The sequence below is a fragment of the Ensifer sp. 1H6 genome (genome assembly GCF_001976035.1).
GTDB lineage: Bacteria > Pseudomonadota > Alphaproteobacteria > Rhizobiales > Rhizobiaceae > Ensifer > Ensifer canadensis.
In genome coordinates this window covers 199,919-217,927 of the sequence record NZ_MOAI01000005.1, presented here as the reverse complement: position 1 = coordinate 217,927, position 18,009 = coordinate 199,919, and the positions used below count along the sequence as shown (strand labels likewise).

The following is an 18,009-nucleotide window of genomic DNA, read 5'->3' as shown; positions in this document are numbered from 1 at the left end:
CCTCAAGCCGCGCGCGAGTGCAAGGCTTCGTCGAACCGATCCCAGATCGGCCTGAGATCGATCACGGTCCGCTTGCGCCGGGCCTCGTCCATCGACAAGGCGAGGATACCGGCTTCGAGCGCATCGATCGTCGAGACCGGCAGCGGCCGGCCGTCACGCACATGGCCGATGATGTCGGTCGCCATCTGCTCATCGGCGCCGTAGTGCTGCGACAGCTCGGTGGCCGCGTACTTGTTCTCGACCACCTTCTTGCCGCTCAGCATCTCGTGCACGTCAAAATAGCCGCGGATAAAATCCCCCTCGGCCATGCCCCGCGATCCCATGATGCAGAAGCGTCGGAACTGGTCCGGCACATTGAGATTGGTGTGGAAGTTCATGCCGACGCCATTGGCATATTCGACGATGGCGACCTGATAGTCGATGATGTCGCCGTCGCTGTCGAACACCTTGTCGGATCCCATCCAGCCGCTCGGCTTGCGATGGAAAAGCTCGAGATCGTTGATGCCCTCGCGTGCGGGGTCGTTTGCGGGAATGAAGCTCTTGCGGCCGCCGAAGCTGGCGACACGTTCGGGACGCGCGCCGACGACGCCGTTGTAAAGATCGAGGTCATGGCAGCATTTTTCCAGCATGAAGCTGCCGGAATAGCGCTCGTAGCGGCGCCAGTCGCGCATGAAGAAGGCACCGTGATAGGGTTCGATATGTTCGGATGCCTCGATCGAGACGACCTGGCCGAGCTTTCCTTCGGCAAGGGCCGCACGCAGGTCGCGATACATCGGCGCGTAGCGCAGCACGAGGCCGACCATCAGCCGCTCATGACCGAATTTCGCCATCAACTGCGCAAGCTCCAGGCTTTCCTGGACCGTCGTCACGATCGGCTTTTCGCTGAAGACTTTGAGGCCGGCCTCGAGCCCGATCCGGATATGATCGAGATGCATGTGGTTGGGCGAACCGATCATCAGCAGGTCGAGCTTTTCATTGGCGATTAGCTCTTCAGGCGTCGCATAGGCCGTGCCGGCGGAGATGCCTTTTTCGGTCAGGCCCGGCAGTCCGGCCGGATTCGGATCGACGTATCCCGCGATCTCGAAGTTCTCATCCATGGCTTTGAAAACGTAGCCCAGATATCCCAGACGGAATCCGAGTCCGATTATCCCGACTTTCATGCGCGCACTGTTCCCTTGCCTTATGGCGTAATTTATTTTCGCAGACTGGGACAGTTTTTTCAGGTCGTCAACCTAAATCCGCGTATTTTGTAAAATTGTGAAATTCATTTTCATAAAGGTCGGAAACACCGGAAATATGGGCAATTGCCAACACAACCGAAAAGGGAAGTGACCCATTAACGCTACAACAGGGGGAAAGCGGTCCAGACCAATGCGGCTTCGCCATGTGAGGCGTCTCGTTCGCGCCAGAACGCATCGTTGACGAAACTACCGTCCCATTCGAGAACTGATGCTTCGTTCGGCTGCCTGCAAGGCGTCGTGGATCAACACCGCGAGCACCGCGACGATGAGGCCGCCCTGAACGACGAAGGCGAGATTGTTCGACTGGAGGCCGGCGATGATCACCTCGCCGAGCGTCCTTGCTGCGACCGTCGAGCCGATCGTCGCCGTCGCCAGACTGATCACCACGGAGAGCCGGATGCCGGCGAGGATGACCGGCATCGCCAGCGGCAGTTCGATTTTCATCAGCCGCTGGCGCCCGGTCATGCCGGTGCCCCGCGCCGCCTCCATGATCGAAGGCGGCAAGGTCGTAAGCCCAGTCAGAGCATTCTCGAAGATCGGCAGCAGGCCGTAGAGGAAGAGCGCAATCAGCGTCGGCTTCTCGCCGAAGCCGAAGATCGGCACGGCGAGCGCCAGCACCGCAACCGGCGGAAACGTCTGGCCGATGTTCACAAGGCTGCGCGAAAGCGGCAGGAATTCTGCTCCGGAAGTGCGTGTCACCAGGATCGCCAGAGCCAGCGCGACCACCGTCGCGCCAGCCGTTGCAATCGCGACAGTGCGCAGATGCAGAAACGTCAGTTGCAGCAGGCTGCCCTGGTTATAGATGGCCGGCGCATTCTCCTGCACAAGCGGTCGCAACAGCGGCTCGAACCACTGCGGCTGGACCAGAAACGCGATCAGAAGGGCTAGAGCAAGCAGCCGGAACAGGTTGGGAAGACGCAGCATCACGATGGCCCCGCGGCACGCTGCGCCAAGCTTTCAAGACTGACCTTGCCGATGAGGACACCATCGGGGCCGACGACGGGAAGAGCCTTGCGGCCGGACCAGAGAAGCGTCGACAGGGCCTCGCGTTGACTGGCAGCGCTTGAGATCGCCTCTCCCTCAGCGGTACCCGGTTCAACGGCTGATGACACCGGCTCGATCGCCAGCAGGCGAAACGGGCGCTCACCGGCCCCGATCAGGCTCTCGACGAAAGCGGTCGCCGGTTTGACGAGCATTTCGGCCGGCGTTGCGTATTGCACCACCTCGCCCTTGTCCATGACCGCAATCCGGTCGGCCAGATGGAAAGCCTCCTCCATGTCGTGCGTGACGAGGACAACAGTCGTTTCGAAATGTTTCTGGATCGCCAGCAGGTCGTCCTGGGCCTTGGCGCGAATGATCGGGTCGAGCGCGCCGAAGGGCTCGTCCATCAGCAGCACCTTCGGCTCTGCCGCAAGCGCGCGGGCAACGCCGACGCGCTGCTGCTGGCCGCCGGAGAGTTCGTGCGGATAGCGCGGGCCGAACGCCGCGGGGTCGAGCTGAAAAAGCGTCAGCAGCTCGGCGACCTTCGCGTCTATGCGGGCGCGATCCCAGCCGAGCAGCGTCGGCACGGTGGCGATGTTCTGAGCGACCGTGCGATGTGGAAACAACCCGTGCCCCTGGATCGCATAGCCGATCCGGCGACGCAGCTCGTAGCCCGGCAACGAGCGGTTATCCTCGCCATCGAGCCTGATCGTGCCCGATGTCGGTTCGACCAGACGATTGATCATCCTAAGCAGCGTCGTCTTGCCGGAACCGGACGTGCCGACGATAACGGTAACCGTGCGCGGCGCGATCGTCAGGCGGACATCCCTGACGACAGTGGTTTCGCCATAGCGCTTGGTAATGCCTTCGATCTCGATCATGCGCTTTGCACCTGGTTGCGGTTCGGAGTAGCCGCCTCGATCACGGCGTCGAGGACGATTGCGGCCGTGAAGGCAAGGATAACGGTCGGCACTGCCCCGAGCAGCACCAGATCCATCGCCGTCTGCCCCACCCCCTGGAAGACGAAGACGCCGAAACCGCCGCCGCCGATCAGCGCCGCGATCGTCGCCAACCCGATGTTCTGAACGAGCACGATGCGAATGCCGGTGAGAACGACCGGAAAAGCCAGCGGAAACTCGATACCGGCAAGGCGTTGGAAGTCGGTCATGCCGATGCCGCGTGCCGCGTCGTTGGCTTCTCGCGGCACGCCGGCAAGCCCCACCACTGTATTGGCGACGACAGGCAGCAGCGAATAGAGGAAAAGGGCAACGAATGCCGGTGCCGCCCCGATCCCACGGATGCCGATGGCGGCAGCACCCGGAACATGGATCGCAATCCAGCCAAGCGGCGCTATCAGAATGCCGAAAAGTGCAATCGACGGGATCGTCTGGATCGCATTCAGGACACCCAAAAGGCCATCGCGCAGGCGCGTGACACGATGGCAGAGAACGCCGAGCGGAATGCCGACAATGGTGGCGGCGGCAAGCGAACCCAAGGCGAGCATCACATGCTTGCCTGCCTCGGCCCAGAAGGTGTCGGCGCGGCTGGCATATTCTTTCAGAAGCGACAGACCGTCCCAGGTGCCGGACCACAGGAGCGCGGCAATAAAACCAAGGACGGCGGCAAGGAACAGCACTCGCACCAGCGGGGATGGACGCATCCGGGTCAATGCGTCGGCCGCTAGAAGACCGAGCGCAAACAAAAGAATCCAGAACCCTGATGCTGGCGAAACGCGGGCGTAGGTATTTTCAGGCGGCGTCAGGTGGCCGGCTGCAGCACCGATACCGAGCGCCAATGCCGCGATCGTCGAAAAGGCGATGGCAAGGCGTAGCGGGCTTGGCGTTTTCAGGAGGGCGACAACCGCCGTGGCGATCACGAGGATAAGGATGATGGCAGCCCACGCCGGAGGCAACGCCTCGCCGAGCGATCTCGCCTCGCCGGCGACGATGCGGTTGGCACGAAAAGTCGCAAAGGGCGCCAGCAAGGCGCCGTAGGCGGTAAGCACGGCAATGATCACGCCAAGCTTGTCCACGCGGAGCTGCATCAGATCCCTTTTTCTCGCCCGGCTTCCGCTCGACGGACCTTGGTCGTTCTACGCCTAGAAAACAAAACGCTGGTCGGATGCGTGCATCCGACCAGCGTCGCGCATTTGCGTCAACCTATTTCAGAAAGCCGTTCTTCTTCAGGAAGTCTTCGGCAACCGTCTTGGCCGGTTCACCACCGACTTGGACGCGGCCATTCAACTCCTGCAGTGTCACCAGATCGAGTTTCTCGAAGACCGGCTTCAGCAGGGACTCGATCTGAGGATTTTCCTTCAGCACTGCCTCGCGAATGATCGGAGCCGGCTGGTAGATCGGCTGGACTGCCTTGTCGTCTTCCAACACCACGAGGCCGGAGGGGGCGATGCCGCCATCGGTGCCGTAGACCATCGCGGCATTGGCACCATTCGTCTGGTTAGCAGCCGCAGCGATTGTCGCTGCCGTATCGCCACCCGAAAGCGTGATCAGCTGCTCCGGCTTCAACGTGAAGGCGTAGGTCGTCTGGAATGCGGGAAGCGCTGCTGCCGAGTTGACGAATTCGGACGATGCGGCGAGCACGATGTTTCCGCCGCCGGCAACATACTTGCCGAAATCGGACAACGTCGCCAGCTTGTTGGCTTCAGCGACGTCCTTGCGCAGCCCGATTGCCCAGGTGTTGTTGGCCGGCGATGGCGTCAGCCAGACAATCTTGTTGGCGTCGTAGTCGAGCTTCTTGGCGGACTCGTAGGCCTTCGCCGCGTCCTTCCAGACCGGGTCATCGGCCTTCTCGAAGAAGAAGGCGGCATTGCCGGTGTACTCCGGGTAGATGTCGATCTCGCCGGCGGTGATCGCCTTGCGCACCACCGGTGTAGCACCGAGCTGTACGCGGTCTACAGTTTTGATATTATTGGCATTCAACACAGCAAGGATGATGTTGCCGAGCACACCGCCTTCTGTATCGATCTTGGAGGACACCACGACGTCGGCGTTGGCGGCGGCTGCAGTGAGTGTCAAGGCAAAGGCTGTCCCGATAAGCAGTTTGGTCAGGCGCATGGAGATCTCCCTCGAAATTCAGTCCCGCAGTTTGATCACGGAATATTCGCGTCGTCCGGGCAAGCCATTCCATATATGTCAGTCTTCGACGAAAAATAGAGCTGCACGCAGGAAGTGCGGCGCGCGAAAAATTCCAACATCAAGTAACGCGATCGAAAGCATCAACTACCGCATGGGGCAGCGTAGGATTGGACGTTGCAATCAACAGCGTTGTCGGTCACTCTGATTGAGGCCCGCCGGAAACATCCGCTTTCACTCTTGGTTGCGATGCCGCTCGATCCGAACCGCTTGGGGGCTGGCGGCGCGGGTTCGCCCGGCGAACGTTCGGGGAATTGATGTCGATCTATCTTCTCGCGCTTCTCATCGGCGTGGTCGCCGGCCTTCGCGTCATGACTGCACCTGCCGCCGTCAGCATTGGTGCGGCCGCCGGCTGGTTGCCGCTTTCCGGCACCTGGGCAGCCTTCATGGGCTTCCGCTTTACGCCTTACATTTTCGGGCTCCTCGCGCTCGTTGAATTCGTCACCGACCAGTTGCCGAGCACACCGAGCCGCAAGGTGCCGCAACAGTTCGGCGCACGCATCGTCAGCGGCGGATTCTGCGGTGCGGTGCTGGGCACTGCCGGCGGTTCGTTGGTCGGCGGCCTGATTGCCGGCGTCATCGGCGCCGTGATCGGCACGCTTGGTGGCTATGAGGCGCGCAAACGCCTGGTCGCAGCCACCGGCGGTAAGGACCTGCCGATTGCCCTGCTGGAAGACGTCGTTGCAGTGCTGCTCGCGCTCTGGGTGGTGTCCTCGGTCCTATGACAAAACATTTCGACGCCATCATCATCGGCGCAGGCCAGGCGGGACCATCATTGGCCGGTCGTCTGGCCGCGGCCGGCAAGGCCGTGGCGCTTATCGAGCGCAAGCTCTTCGGCGGCACCTGCGTCAACACCGGCTGCATGCCGACCAAGGCGATGGTCGCCAGCGCCTACGCCGTGCACATGGCGCGTCGCGGTGCCGATTTCGGCGTGACAACCGGCCCGGTTTCGGTCGATTTCAAGCGCGTCATGGCGCGCAAGGACAAGGTGAGGACCGACGCCCGCACGGGCGTTGAAAACTGGCTCAAGGGGATGGAAAACTGCACCGTCATCGAAGGTCATGCCCAATTTGAGGACCCGCACACGATCCGGGTGGGCGAAGAAATCCTCACTGCCGACCAGATTTTCCTGAACACCGGCGGTCGGGCGGCAGTACCGGATTTTCCCGGTGTCGACGACGTGCCTTTTCTCACCAATGTGTCGATGATGGACCAGGATGTTCTTCCAAGGCATCTGATCATCGTCGGCGGCAGTTATATCGGCCTTGAATTCGCCCAGATGTTCCGCCGCTTTGGCTCCGAGGTAACGGTGATCGAGAAGGGCCCGAAGCTGATTGCCCGCGAAGACCCAGATGTCTCAGATGCGGTCCTTGCGATCCTGGAGAAGGAGGGCATCCGGTTTCGGCTCAACGCCGAATGCATTCGTTTCGCCAGGCGAGGCGACGATGTCGTCGCCGGCGTCGATTGCACCTCGGGCGCGCCGGAGGTCACCGGCTCACATCTGCTGCTTGCGACGGGCCGCCGGCCGAACACCGACGATCTCGGGCTCGACAGGGCGGGCGTAAAGACCGACGCGCACGGCTATATTGAGGTCGATGACGCCTTGCGGACCAACGTGCCGCACATCTTCGCCATGGGAGATTGCAACGGCCGCGGCGCCTTCACCCACACTGCCTATAACGACTTCGAGATCGTCGCCGCCAACCTGCTCGACGGCGAGCCGCGGCGCGTCAGCGACCGCATCTCCACCTATGCGCTCTATATCGACCCGCCGCTCGGGCGCGCCGGCATGAGCGAGACCGAGGCGCGCAAGACCGGCCGCAAGATTGCCGTCGGTAGGAGGCCGATGACCCGGGTCGGCCGGGCGGTCGAAAAAGGCGAGACCGAGGGATTCATGAAGGTTGTCGTCGACGCCGACAGCAAGGAGATCCTCGGCGCATCGATCCTGGGCACCGGCGGCGACGAAGCGGTTCAGAGCATTCTCGACGTCATGTACGCCAAGAAGCCCTACACCACGATCACCCATGCGGTGCACATTCACCCGACGGTTTCGGAGCTTATCCCGACGGTCTTCGGGGATCTCGCGCCGGCAAACTGACGGTCGGCAAGCCGACCGTCAGGTGTTGGTTCAGACCAGCGCAGAGCGTGCGAGATGGTAGAAATACATCGCGCCACGTTCGAGGATTTCGTCGTTGAAGTCGTAGCGCGTGGTGTGGAGCCCGCTGCTCTCACCATTGCCAATCAGCACGTAGGCGCCGGGAACCTCTTCGAGCAGGAAGGAAAAGTCCTCGCTGCCCATCAACGGCTGGGCGAGTTCGACGAACGCGCCTTCACCGAATTTCTCGCTGATCACGGCGCGCGCCTCTGCGACCGCCTCCGCGTCGTTGATGGTCGCGGGATAACCGACCTGCCAGCCGAAAGTAACATCGGCATTGAAGCTCTGCGCCTGGAAACGCGCAATCTGCTCGACGCGCTCCTGCAACTGCTTTCGCACGGCAGGATCGGTTGCCCGCATGCTGATCTCCAGCACTGCGGTGTCGGGAATGATGTTGGACGCCGAGCCCGATTGGAACGAACCGACGGTCACGACCGAGGGCTGATGCGGCGAGACGTTGCGCGACACGAGCGTCTGCAGCGCCATGACGACGCTTGAGCCGACGACCACCGGATCGACCGTCAGTTCCGGCTGCGCCCCATGGCCGCCTTTGCCCCTGATCGTCAGCGTCAGCACATCGATCGAGGCGGCCATGGCACCGGCGCGCGTCGAGAAGGTACCGGCCGGCAGACCTGGCCAGTTGTGAAGCGCAAAGACGCGCTCGCAGGGAAAGCGCTTGAACAGGCCGTCCTCGATCATCAGCTTGCCGCCGCCGAAATTCTCCTCGGCGGGCTGGAAGATCAGATGCACGGTTCCGTTGAAACTCGCATCCTGCGACAGCGCCCAGGCGGCGCCCAGCAGCATGCTCGTGTGACCGTCATGGCCGCAGGCATGCATCGCGCCGGGATGCTGGCTCTGATAGGCGAGTCCTGTTTCTTCCTGCATCGGCAGCGCATCCATGTCGGCACGAAAGCCGATCGACCGGTTGCTGTTGCCGCGCTTCAGTGTCGCGACGATGCCGGTCGTTGCAAGCCCGCGCGTCACCTCGAAGCCCCAGGACTGCAGCAGGCCGGCGACGAATTCCGAGGTCTTCACTTCAGACAGGCCGATCTCCGGCATCTCGTGCAGCTTGTGGCGGATATTGACGAGTTCAGGCAGGAATTTCGACAGGATCGCGTCGCGCATGGTGTTCTCCTCAAGCCATCTGCAGGAACTGGCGCAGGCGCGCCGACTTCGGGTCACGCATGACCTGCGACGGGGCGCCGCGTTCTTCAACGAGCCCCTTGTGAAGGAAGATGACTTCGCTGGAGATGTCGCGCGCCAGCGACATTTCATGCGTCACCATCACCATGGTGCGCCCCTCCTCCGCCAGTTTCTTGATGACCAGCAGCACCTCGTTGACGAGTTCCGGGTCCAGCGCCGATGTCGGCTCGTCGAAGAGCATCACATCGGGTTTCATCGCCAAAGCCCGCGCGATCGCTGCGCGTTGCTGCTGGCCGCCCGAAAGCTGGTTGGGATAGTGGTCGCGCTTCGGCGTGATGCCGACCTTCTCCATCAGCACCTCGGCCTCGCCGACGGCGTCCTTGCGCGTCATGCCAAGCACATGCATCGGCCCCTCGATGATGTTTTCGAGGATGGTCTTGTGGGACCAGAGATTGAAGCTCTGGAACACCATGCCGAGGCGGGTGCGGATATGCTCGAGCTGGCGCTTGTCGGCGGCAACGAGCTTGCCGTCCTTGCCCTTCAACGTCCTGATCACTTCGCCCGATACCGAGATTTCGCCCTCGTCGGGCGTCTCGAGATAGTTGATGCAGCGCAGCAGCGTGCTTTTGCCAGAGCCGCTGCTGCCGATCAGCGAAATGACGTCGCCGGATTTCGCTTCGAACGAAACACCCTTGAGTACCTCGACCGAGCCGAAGCTCTTGTGGATGTTCTTCACTGACAGTGCGGTTGCGACCATCATCGTTCCTCCCGTGGCGCCTCTGCGCGCCGTGTACCTATGCCTTCGCCGTGCGGTAGCGGGTCAGCCGCTTTTCGACGACGTTCATCACTCGCGTCAGAATGAAGACGACGGTGAAATAGATGATGCCGGCCGCGATCAACGGCTCGAAGATCAACAGCGACTGACGCTGCAGCATGCGCGCGGTGCCCATCACCTCGAGAATGGTGATCGTCGAGGCGAGCGAGGTCGTCTTCAAAAGGATGATCAGATCGCCCGTCAGAACCGGCAAGCAGGATCGCAGCGCCTGCGGCAGCGTGATCCGCCTGAGTATCATCGACGATCGCATGCCGATCGATTTTGCGGCCTCGATCTGCCCACGCGGGATCGCCTTGATCGCGCCGCGGATGACTTCGGCATTGTAGGCCGCCTGGTTGAGGCTGAGCGCGAAGATCGCGTACCACAGGCCGTCGCGAAGATACGGCCACAGGAAGCTGTGGCGAACCCAGGTTCCCGGCAGGACCTGCCCGAGGCCGTAATAGATGAGATAAATCTGCACGAGTAGCGGCGTACCGCGAAACGCGAAGGTGAAGACATAGGCCGGCATCGATAGGATGCGTCGGGTCGAAAGCCGGGCGAGCGCGACAAACGTGCCTATGACCAGACCGAAGACGCCGGCAACGGCGGTCAACAGCAGCGTCAGCGGGGTCGCCTTGATGAGCGCCGGCAAGAAGCCGACAACGTTGGAGATCGTTTCCATCAATTGTGCCCCCGGTTAAGGCGGCGTTCGATCTGCGCGATCACCAAGGCTGAGACAAGCGTAATCAGCAGGAACAGGACGGCCGTCAGCCCGTAGAAGAAAATGTATTGCTTGGTGCCCGCGGCAGCGCGGTAGCCGGTATAGAGCAACTCGCTGAACGAGCCGAGCACGCTGATGATGGCGCTTTCCTTGGTGATGGAAAGCCAGAGATTGCCCATGCCGGGCACGGCGTGGCGCATCATCTGCGGCAGCACGATACGGGTGAAGACCTTGCGTGGCCGCATGCCGATCGAAACCGCAGCCTCGATCTGCCCGGGCGGAACGGCGAGGAAGGCCGAACGCAGCACTTCTGTCATGAACGCGCCGGAGACGAAGGCAAGCGCGATGATTGCCGCCCAGAACGAGCTGAACTGAAACGTCTCGGCGACGAGACCAAAATGCTTCAGCAGCCGCTCAGCGCCGCTTGCCACCGAGAAATACAGAAGCAGGATAACCAGGAGTTCGGGAAGCGAACGCACGACGGTCGTGTAGATATCGGCCAGAAGACGTGGCAAGCGGTGCTTCGACAGCTTGCCGGCAGCGCCCAGCAGCCCGAAGACGACCGCGACTGCATAGGCGACCACGGATACCTGCAGCGTCATCACCAGGCCCCAGGCGAAATCATCGCCCCAGCCCTCGCCGCCCCAGGCAAGCAATTGCCAGTAATACTCCATCCGTCGCTACCTGTTCCCGATTGGTGTCGTCAGCCAAAGGCTGCGATGATGCCCCGGACGCTGCGGTCCGTTTGGCGATCGAGGGCGAAGGGCCTCGGCCCGTCGCCCTCGAAAACGTCCGTTATCACTTCTTGCCGAAGATCCACTTGTCGACGAGCGTCTTGATCTGCCCATCCTTTTCGAGAGCGGCGAGGCCGGCATTGACCTTCTCGAGGTTCGCAGCGTCGCCCTTGCGCACCGCATAGGCAACACCTTCGCCGAGTACGGCGTTCTTGGGAACCTCGACCTTGACTTCGTAGTCGGCGCCGTCAGGCGACTTCAGGAACGTCTGGATGTAGAGGTCCGGGATCAGAACGTAGTCGACGCGGCCGGCGACGAGATCGGCGACGGAGTTGTCGGCGGTATCGTAGCTCTTGGCCTCGGCGCCCGGCAGATACTTGGCGACGTAGGCCGATTGCACGCTCGACGTCTGAACGCCGATGATCTTGCCCTCGACGCTGGCCGGATCGATGATCTGGCCACCGCCGTCGGCGGCGTCGGTCGTCTTGATCTCGCTGGTGTCGGACTTGGCGCCGACGAAGGACGTGCCTTCGGTGTAGTAAGGCGTCGAGAAGTCGACGACCTTGCGGCGCTCATCGGTGATCGAGAACGCACCGATGATGAAATCGACCTTGTTTTCCTTCAGCGACGGGATGAGGCCATCCCACGCCATCTGGTTGATGTCGCACTTCACGGCCATCTTTTCGCAGAGGGCACGCGACAGGTCGGCTTCAAGGCCTTCCCATTCGCCGCCGGCGTTGACCTGCGTGAACGGCATGTAGGGTCATGCCCAGACGCAGCGTGTCCTCAGCGAAAGCAGCGCTTGCCGCCATGGTGAGGGCGATCCCCGCGAACAGGGCCGACTTGAAAGTTCTCATGATGTTTCCTCCGCGAATATTATGTCTGGATCAGAGCGTGTTGCTGAACCAGCGCAGCGACATGCAGGACAGGCCGGCGTCGATCTTGCCGATTTCAGTCGTCTTCATCGGCACGACCTTGTAGCCGAGCTTGTCGAGCATCTCGATCGTGCGCGGGAAGTCGGAGCCAACCATGACGACGTCGTTGACGCGCAGCGCATTGGCCGCCGGCTCTTCGCCTTCGGGAATAATGACCTGCTTGAAGCGGTCGAACACGCCGGACTTGGCAAGACGAGCGGTCGAGAGCACGGTTTCCTCATCGAGCAGCGAGCAATCGGTCTTGAAGTGCAATACGCCTTCCGGTGTGGTGACGATCTCGCTCTTGCGGCCGAGCTTGTCGAGGCACGCCTGCAGCGCTTCGGCGCCGACCTTGTCGGTGCGGGCGGAAAGACCGATCATCACGCTTTCGCGGGTCGTCAGCACGTCGCCGCCATCGGCAAGGCCGGTGCCCGGCAGATCGAGAACCGTCTCGAACATCGCGCGAAGCGTCGGCTCGATCTCGATGGTTTCCTTGACGCGGGTGGCAGCACCCGGACGCAGGAGGATCGCGCCTTCGGTGAACACCAGCGCCGGATCTTCGACGAAGATCGAATCCGGGAAGGCTTCGAGCGCCGGAAGCACGGTGACCTTGACGCCCGCATCCTTCATCGCAGCGATGTAGGTATCGTGCTCGGCCTTCACGCCCTCATAGGTCGGATTGCCACGGTCATCGGCACGCAGGCCGTTGACGACGGTGGTCGAGGGCGTGCGGACGATGATGTTGTTGAAATTGTAGACGGGGCGTGCTTGCGACATTTGTAGTACCTTTGGCTTGGATGAGGTGCTTCTATCGATCGGATGTGGCGGCGTAAAGCTTTTGCGTACCGGCGGGTTCTCTGCGTGACAAATGCACGCCGGCGAGCATGCAGCGCACGGAGCCGCCGGCAAGCTCGATGGTCGGCACGTCGAAGGCGAGCACGCGCGCCGAAACCTCGATCGCCTTGACCTGGTCCGGCCGAAGCGACGCAAGCGCACGCGCCGACATCACGACGACACGGCCATCGGCGCCGTCGAGTTCGATCGCGTTGCCGGCAAAATTCTCGATCTGATCGATCGTGAGATCGATGACCTGCCGGCCCGTTTCCTCCAGCCGCGCGCAAATTTCCTGTCGCCTTGCCGCGTCGGGGATCATGCTGGTGCCGATCAGCGCGAAATCCGTACCGATGCACATCAGCACATTGGTATGGTAGATCGAGTTGCCGTTGCGGTCGACCGCACCAAACACCATCGGCTCGAAGTTGAAGTGGGTGCAGAAGCGCTCCAGCGCCACCTCGTTGGTGCGGTTCGACCGGGCCGCATAGGCCACGCGACCGATATGGTCGAGCACCATGGCGCCGGTGCCTTCAAGATAGACGCCGTCCTTTTCGAGGCCTGAGTAGTCGATCACGTCCTGGACGCGATACTCGTTCTTGAGCATCTCGATGATGTCGGCGCGGCGTTCGCTCTGACGGCTTTCCGAATACATCGGATAGATGGCCACATGTCCGCCCGAATGGGTGGAGAACCAGTTGTTCGGGAACACCGAGTCCGGACGGGTCATCGTCTCGTCTTCGAACAGGTGGACGGCGACGCCGGCGGCCGACAGGCCATCAGCCATGCGCGTCACTTCATCAAAAGCGGCAGTTGCGATCGCCGAGGGCTTGCGCGCCTCGTCAGTCGACTGGAAGGCATTGTCCTTGGCCGTCATCGGGTTCGGGCCGAAATGGTGCGGACGGATCATCACGACACCCTTCGGCGCCTGTACGGACAGTCTCTTCATCTCAGGCAACGCTCCGCTCGGCAATGACAGCGGCCGCCGGCTGCTTGAACAGTCCGTAGAGATCACGCGGATGCTCCGGCTGCGTCGTCAGGTCGAGCTCGGTGTAGAAGGCCGTGCCCTGGATCCTGTCACGAAGGAAGCGCAGCGCCGAAAAGTCTTCCGTGGCAAAGCCGACGGAATCAAAGATGGTGATCTGCGAGCCCGACCGGCGGCCTTCAGCCTCGCCGGCAATCACGCGCCAGAGTTCGATCACCGGGAAGTCCGGCGCCATCTGCTGGATTTCTCCTTCGATCCGCGTCTGCTCCGGATATTCGACGAAGACATCGGCACGGCGCAGGATATCGCCCTGCAGTTCGGTCTTGCCGGGGCAGTCGCCCCCTACGGCGTTGATGTGCACGCCGGCGCCGACCATATTGTCGGAGAGGATCGTCGCGTTGCGCTTGTCGGCCGTCACCGTCGTGATGATGTCGGCGCCAGCAACGGCCTCTTCTGCGGTCTTGGCGACAACGATATCGAAATCCATGTCGGCGAGGTTCTTCAGGAACTTGTCCGCCGCTTCGATGTCGATATCGAACACCTGCAGGCGCTTGATCCCGAGCAGGGCCCGGAAGGCGAGCGCCTGGAATTCCGACTGCGCGCCAAGCCCGATGATCGCCATCGAGCGGGCATCGGGGCGAGCCAGGTACTTTGCGGCCAATGCAGAGGTCGCCGCCGTGCGCAGACCCGTCATGATCGTCATCTCGGAGACGAGGCAGGGATAACCAGTGCTGACGTCCGAGAGAACACCGAAGGCCGTCACAGTCTGCAAGCCAACATTCGGATTCTTCGGGTGGCCGTTGACGTATTTGAAGCCGTAATGCTCGCCGTCGGACGTCGGCATCAATTCGATGACCCCCGTCTTCGAATGGCTCGCCAGCCGCGGGGTTTTCTCAAAAGCGTTCCACCTGCGGAAATCGTCTTCGATATATTCCGTAAGACCCAACAGGAACGTTTCAATGCCGATCGATTTGACCAGCTCGATTACGTTGCCGACACCGACATACTGAACCACGATTTCATCTCCATCGGGAAATTCGATGAGGTCAGCGTAGGCACGCAAGAAGCGAGTTGAAATTTTAAACTTGCGCAAAATCTTGCAAAAGATTGCGCAAATTGTACAACTCATCTATAAGATTTTTATGCATATCTTCGATGACCTCGATCACCAGCTTATCTCGCTTCTGCGAGAAGACGGCCGCGCGCCCTACTCCAAGGTCGCCTCGGTTCTCGGCATATCGCGTGCAACCGTACAGACGCGCATCGACCGGCTGCTGGAAACCGGGGCGGTGCTGGGCTTCACATTGCGCGTCCGCCAGGACTATGACCAGCGCGCCATTCGGGCAATCATGATGATCGAGGTCAGCGGGCGCACGACCACAAAGGTGATCAAATTCCTTCGCGGCCTGCCCGAACTCTATGCTCTCCACACCACCAATGGCGCCTGGGACATGGTGGCCGAAATTCGCGCCAACAGCCTCAGCGACTTCGACCGCATCCTGCGCGAGGTCCGCGACGTCGAAGGCGTGCTCAACAGCGAGACGAGCATACTTCTCAGCACCATCTGACATCTGCGCGTCCCCCCGCCATCACCAATACAGGCATGACCGTGAGCCACATTCCCCAGATCGATTACGACACCGCTTCCGACGCTATCCGTGCCGCCCACGACGAGGAGGTCCAAGTCCGTGGCCGCATGACCAATATGAAGCGTACCCTCTTGCATTCGCCGACGGCGCACCGGATCTATGCCGAGTGGTTCACGCTGCGGGAGGAGTTGCGGCCTGTTCTCGACGACCGGGCGATCTGGCTGCTCTCGCATGCAATCTCCGAGGCGATGAAATCGCCGATCGCGATGGGCTTTTTCCGCCGCGCCTTCGCCAATTCCGGCGCCGACTTCCATTCCCTCGTGCCGACCGAGGACGAACAGCGGCTGATCGATTTCGGCCGGGCGATCGTCGCCAATTCGAATGCGGTGCCGGCAGAGATCTGGGACGGGTTGAAAGCGCGCTATGACAATGCGGCGCTCGTCAACCTCGTGGCATTTGCGGGGATCATGGTCGCAACCGCGCTGTTCAACAACGTGGTCGAAGTCGAATTCGATAGGGAATTGGCGCCGTTCATGGATTGAGCGGGCCGTGGCCCGAGACGGTCGGGCCACTCATACAAAGAGGGTCAATCTGCGTATCGGGTCACAAATTCCGGGTTGCCGCGCAAGGTGTTGCTGACGGTGCAGATTTCATTTTCGGCAGCCTCGGCAATGGCATGCCGGGTCGCGTCGTCAAAATCGCCTTTGATGTCGAAGACGATCTCGAATTTCCCGATCCGTGACGGTTCGTCATGGGCCTTCTCGCCCGTCACCCTGGCGCTGACTTCGGTCAACCGGTCGAGGACGCCAAAACGGCTGGCGGCAATGCGGGCGCTCAATACCAGGCAGCTGGCGAGCGAAGCATAGAGCAGGTCAAGCGGTCCGTAGCCCGGCTGCGACGGGCCCGTCACGATATCCAGTTCGCCGCCGGTAACCGAAGTCACGTGCGGAAAGCCGGTCCTGCCCACCACTGCCGTGGCGCCTGTTTCTCGCGTCCTTACCTTCACGTCTGCCATTTTACTCGCCTTCTCCAATGTTCGCAGAATCGGGTTCAGCCACTACGCAGAAGTCCCGATTCGGCCGTGGTGCCGCGGGTCACAAGTGGCCCGCGGCTCTGATATGTCCGCGCTCAGTTGCAGGTGCAAGTGAGCGCGCACAGGAATCAGTTCTTTTTGACGAGGCGGTAGAAGACGAAGTCGGAGGTAGCGCCGTTGACGTAACCTTCGACCTTGTCCTTCATCGCAACCTGAGTTGCGGCCTGGAACATGATCACGATCGGTGACGTTTCCTGCACCTTGCGCTGCAGGTCGACATAGAGCGCCGAACGCTTGGCCGGATCGGCTTCCTTCAACGCAGCTTTCGTCGCTTCGTTGAGCTCTGCCGGGACTGCCCAGCCGTTACGCCATGTGGTCGTCGACTGATACTTGTCGTCCGCATTGTCTTCGTTATAGGCGAAGGCCTTGGCGTTCGAGTGCGGGTCCATGAAATCAGGGCCCCAATAGAGCAGCATGGCCTCATGCGTACGGGCACGGTATTTGGTGATGACCTGGCTGCCGGTTCCCGGGATGATGTCGAAGTTGATGCCGGCTTCGGCGAAGGAAGCCTGCAGCGACTGTGCCATGTCGGTGAACGGCGTCGAGTTGATAACATCGAGCGTCACCTTGATCGGCGTCTGGATGCCGGCATCGGCAAGGATCTTCTTCGCCTTTTCGACATCGTAGGTATAAGGCGTTTCGTCGAGCGAGCCCGGGAAGCCCTTCGGCCAGAAGGCCTGGTGGACCTCCATCTGGCCCTTCAGGAAGCTGTCAGTCATGCCCTTGTAGTCGACGAGATAACGGGCTGCTTCCCAGACGGCTGGCGGCTGCAGGGCTGCGGCCTTCTGGTTGAACGACAGGAAGTGGACGGCCGCCTGTGGGTAGGATTCGACCTTCATGCCGCTCTTGGCCCCAAGGCTTGCGACCTGGTCGGGCGTCAGGTTCTTCGCCATGTCGACGTCGCCGGTTTCAAGCATCAGCTGCTGGGTTGCGGCTTCCGCAACGTGACGGATGATCACGCCCTTGATGGCCGGAGCGCCGGCGAAATAGTTCGGGTTGCTCTGCAGGTTCAGAAGTTCCCCGGCGCGGAAAGCCTTGAGCACGAACGGGCCGGAACCGGCCGAGTTCGCCTTGAGCCAGGCATTGCCGTAGTCGCCGTCGGCTTCGTTCGCCTTGACGGCTTCCGCGTCGACGACCGAGGCCGGACGTGCCGCCAGAACGTTGAGTACGAACGCCGACGAGAAGTCGCCTTCATACTTGATCGTGACCTTGTTGCCGTCGGCAGTCACCATCTTGTCGATATTTTCAGGTGTCCAGCCGAGCTGCGTCAGGATGAAGGCAGGCGCCTTGTTGAGCGCGACGACGCGCTTGAAGGAGTAGACAACATCTTCGCCACGCAGCGGGTTGCCGGAGGAGAAGGTGACGCCATCTCGCAGGGTGAAGGTGATCGTCTTTGCCGCATCGTCGGCGGTCCATTCGCTGGCAAGACCAGGCGAAAGCTTCAGGACGTCGGGCGCATCATATTGCACCAAACGGTCATAGGTCTGCGTCACATATTCGCCGGACGAAAACTCGTAGGCTTCGGCCGGATCGATGCTGACGATATCGTCGATGTTCTGGGCAACCACCAGCACTTCGGCCGGGGTCTCCGCCAAAGCTGCCGGAGCCACGCTCAGCATAAGGGATGCCGCGAAAACCGCGGCCTTGAACATTCTCATC

19 protein-coding genes are annotated in these 18,009 nt (G+C 61.4%); 4 read left to right on the top strand and 15 right to left on the bottom strand.

The window, feature by feature from the left end; all coding sequences use genetic code 11:
• Positions 1–2 precede the first annotated feature (2 nt).
• From BKP54_RS08320 to BKP54_RS08300, 5 genes are all read right to left on the bottom strand, one after another.
• Positions 3–1,160: a Gfo/Idh/MocA family oxidoreductase gene (locus BKP54_RS08320; protein WP_025428651.1), complete on the bottom strand. Its 1,158-nt coding sequence runs from the start codon at positions 1,158–1,160 to the stop codon at positions 3–5.
• Between the two features lie 267 nt (positions 1,161–1,427).
• Positions 1,428–2,165: an ABC transporter permease gene (locus BKP54_RS08315; protein WP_025428650.1), complete on the bottom strand. Its 738-nt coding sequence runs from the start codon at positions 2,163–2,165 to the stop codon at positions 1,428–1,430.
• Complete coding sequence (locus BKP54_RS08310) at positions 2,165–3,103, bottom strand: ABC transporter ATP-binding protein (protein ID WP_025428649.1); 939 nt, start codon at positions 3,101–3,103, stop codon at positions 2,165–2,167. The genes BKP54_RS08315 and BKP54_RS08310 overlap by 1 nt, the downstream gene beginning before the upstream one ends.
• Positions 3,100–4,266 (bottom strand): ABC transporter permease, encoded by a 1,167-nt coding sequence (locus BKP54_RS08305; RefSeq protein ID WP_025428648.1) that lies wholly within the window; start codon positions 4,264–4,266, stop codon positions 3,100–3,102. The genes BKP54_RS08310 and BKP54_RS08305 overlap by 4 nt, the downstream gene beginning before the upstream one ends.
• Positions 4,267–4,381: 115 nt before the next feature.
• Positions 4,382–5,293 carry an ABC transporter substrate-binding protein gene (locus BKP54_RS08300; RefSeq protein WP_025428647.1) on the bottom strand — a complete coding sequence of 304 codons (912 nt, stop codon included), beginning with the start codon at positions 5,291–5,293 and terminating at the stop codon, positions 4,382–4,384.
• Positions 5,294–5,628: 335 nt separating this feature from the next.
• On the opposite strand from BKP54_RS08300, the gene BKP54_RS08295 reads away from it, so the two are divergent.
• Both BKP54_RS08295 and BKP54_RS08290 read left to right on the top strand, forming a co-directional pair.
• A complete protein-coding gene (locus BKP54_RS08295) occupies positions 5,629–6,096 on the top strand; it encodes a membrane protein (RefSeq protein ID WP_025428646.1) in 468 nt (155 codons plus the stop codon).
• Complete coding sequence (locus BKP54_RS08290) at positions 6,093–7,469, top strand: FAD-containing oxidoreductase (protein WP_025428645.1); 1,377 nt, start codon at positions 6,093–6,095, stop codon at positions 7,467–7,469. Before BKP54_RS08295 ends, BKP54_RS08290 begins: the two co-directional genes overlap by 4 nt.
• Before the next feature lie 30 nt (positions 7,470–7,499).
• On the opposite strand, the gene BKP54_RS08285 is transcribed toward BKP54_RS08290, so the two are convergent.
• The 8 genes from BKP54_RS08285 to BKP54_RS08250 form a co-directional block, all read right to left on the bottom strand.
• Complete coding sequence (locus BKP54_RS08285) at positions 7,500–8,651, bottom strand: M20 aminoacylase family protein (RefSeq protein ID WP_025428644.1); 1,152 nt, start codon at positions 8,649–8,651, stop codon at positions 7,500–7,502.
• A 10-nt stretch (positions 8,652–8,661) separates the two neighbouring features.
• Positions 8,662–9,426, bottom strand: coding sequence for an ATP-binding cassette domain-containing protein (locus tag BKP54_RS08280; protein ID WP_025428643.1), 765 nt, complete (start codon positions 9,424–9,426; stop codon positions 8,662–8,664).
• A 37-nt stretch (positions 9,427–9,463) separates the two neighbouring features.
• Positions 9,464–10,165: an ABC transporter permease subunit gene (locus tag BKP54_RS08275; RefSeq protein WP_025428642.1), complete on the bottom strand. Its 702-nt coding sequence runs from the start codon at positions 10,163–10,165 to the stop codon at positions 9,464–9,466.
• Complete coding sequence (locus BKP54_RS08270) at positions 10,165–10,878, bottom strand: ABC transporter permease subunit (RefSeq protein WP_025428641.1); 714 nt, start codon at positions 10,876–10,878, stop codon at positions 10,165–10,167. The genes BKP54_RS08275 and BKP54_RS08270 overlap by 1 nt, the downstream gene beginning before the upstream one ends.
• Positions 10,879–11,002: 124 nt before the next feature.
• On the bottom strand, positions 11,003–11,695 hold the full coding sequence (locus tag BKP54_RS08265) for a transporter substrate-binding domain-containing protein (RefSeq protein ID WP_245317809.1): 693 nt from the start codon (positions 11,693–11,695) through the stop codon (positions 11,003–11,005).
• A gap of 130 nt (positions 11,696–11,825) precedes the next feature.
• Entirely contained in the window at positions 11,826–12,629 is an 804-nt protein-coding gene (locus tag BKP54_RS08260) for an arginine deiminase family protein (protein ID WP_025428639.1), read from the bottom strand.
• A 31-nt stretch (positions 12,630–12,660) separates the two neighbouring features.
• A complete protein-coding gene (locus BKP54_RS08255) occupies positions 12,661–13,632 on the bottom strand; it encodes an arginine deiminase-related protein (protein ID WP_025428638.1) in 972 nt (323 codons plus the stop codon).
• A 1-nt stretch (position 13,633) separates the two neighbouring features.
• Positions 13,634–14,686 carry an ornithine cyclodeaminase gene (locus BKP54_RS08250; protein WP_280115194.1) on the bottom strand — a complete coding sequence of 351 codons (1,053 nt, stop codon included), beginning with the start codon at positions 14,684–14,686 and terminating at the stop codon, positions 13,634–13,636.
• Positions 14,687–14,810: 124 nt separating this feature from the next.
• Between BKP54_RS08250 and BKP54_RS08245 the strand changes: the two genes are divergently transcribed.
• Both BKP54_RS08245 and BKP54_RS08240 read left to right on the top strand, forming a co-directional pair.
• The gene (locus tag BKP54_RS08245; protein ID WP_025428636.1) at positions 14,811–15,236 is read left to right on the top strand and encodes an Lrp/AsnC family transcriptional regulator; all 426 of its coding nucleotides are present in this window, start codon (positions 14,811–14,813) and stop codon (positions 15,234–15,236) included.
• Between the two features lie 41 nt (positions 15,237–15,277).
• Positions 15,278–15,799: a hypothetical protein gene (locus BKP54_RS08240; protein ID WP_038578194.1), complete on the top strand. Its 522-nt coding sequence runs from the start codon at positions 15,278–15,280 to the stop codon at positions 15,797–15,799.
• A 44-nt stretch (positions 15,800–15,843) separates the two neighbouring features.
• On the opposite strand, the gene BKP54_RS08235 is transcribed toward BKP54_RS08240, so the two are convergent.
• Both BKP54_RS08235 and BKP54_RS08230 read right to left on the bottom strand, forming a co-directional pair.
• Positions 15,844–16,272, bottom strand: a complete 429-nt coding sequence (locus BKP54_RS08235; protein ID WP_025428635.1) for an OsmC family protein — start codon at positions 16,270–16,272, stop codon at positions 15,844–15,846.
• Positions 16,273–16,418: 146 nt separating this feature from the next.
• Positions 16,419–18,008 (bottom strand): ABC transporter substrate-binding protein, encoded by a 1,590-nt coding sequence (locus tag BKP54_RS08230; protein WP_025428634.1) that lies wholly within the window; start codon positions 18,006–18,008, stop codon positions 16,419–16,421.
• Position 18,009 lies beyond the last annotated feature (1 nt).